This is a genomic window from Mycobacterium sp. IS-2888 (genome assembly GCF_001954215.1).
GTDB lineage: Bacteria > Actinomycetota > Actinomycetes > Mycobacteriales > Mycobacteriaceae > Mycobacterium.
The window spans coordinates 1-963 of sequence record NZ_MBET01000086.1 but is presented as its reverse complement, the minus strand read 5'-3'; the positions used below and the strand labels follow the sequence as shown (position 1 = coordinate 963).

Annotated in this window: 2 pseudogenes; one reads left to right on the top strand and one right to left on the bottom strand. The window is 66.7% G+C overall.

What is annotated here, in order from left to right:
* Window positions 1-63 precede the first annotated feature (63 nt).
* Window positions 64-240: pseudogene (locus tag A5745_RS25365) on the top strand (hypothetical protein); the annotation flags it as partial.
* Between the two features lie 442 nt (window positions 241-682).
* Here the strand turns inward: A5745_RS25365 and A5745_RS15855 are convergent.
* Window positions 683-963: pseudogene (locus A5745_RS15855) on the bottom strand (hypothetical protein); the annotation flags it as partial.

Below are 963 nucleotides of genomic sequence, written 5' to 3'. Positions count from 1 at the left end.
CCCGACGTCGAGCCCAACCGCCTCAAGGCCGCCGAGCAGGCGGCCAGCCAATTCGCGAGCCAGCTGACGCCGGGCATCAATCTCGGGCTCGTCGGCTTCGCGGGCGTCCCGTACCTGCTGGTGCCGCCGACCCCGCAACATCAGGCGACCATCGAGGCCCTGAAGAAGCTCGAGTTCGCCGACAGCACGGCGACGGGCCAGGCGATCTTCACCGCCCTACACGCGATCGCCACGGTCGGCTCTGTGATGGGAGGCGGCGAAGGTCCGCCGCCGGCGCGGATCGTGCTGGAATCGGACGGCGGGGAGAACAAGCCGCAAAACCCCAGCGACCCACGCGACGGCGTCTACACCGCGTCGCGCCTGGCGAAGGATCAAGGGGTTCCCATCTCCACGATCACGTTCGGCACCAAGACCGGCAGCATCGAGATGGACGGCCAGCGGGTGAATGTGCCCGTCTCCACGGACCAGATGAAGAAGATCGCGCAGCTTTCCGGTGGGCAGTCCTACACCGCCACCAATCTCGAGCAGCTCAACAAGGACTACGACGCCATCGAGAACGAGATCGGGTATCGCACGGTGCCCGGACCGGGCAGTGCGGGCTGGCTGCGCCTCGGGGTCGTCGTCGCGCTGGTGGCGACGGCTCTGGCGCTGCTGATCAACCGAAGACTTCCCACCTGATCGCTCAGGCGGGCAGCCGGCGATTCAGGAACAGGCCCGCCAATACCGCGCCGGCCATCACGAACGCACCGAGCAGCATCCACGCCAGGCTCGCGTCACCCTTCACGGTTTCGTAGCCGATCTGGTGCTGCAGCGTCGTATAGACGTTCTTGAGCGATTCCAGGCTGTCGGCATGGAACGCCTGGCCGTCGGTGATCTCGCAGATTTTCTGCAGCGTCCGATCGTCGACCGGGACGGGAATGCTGGCGCCCTCGAACTCGACGGTGCCGTACGGCGTGCCGAACG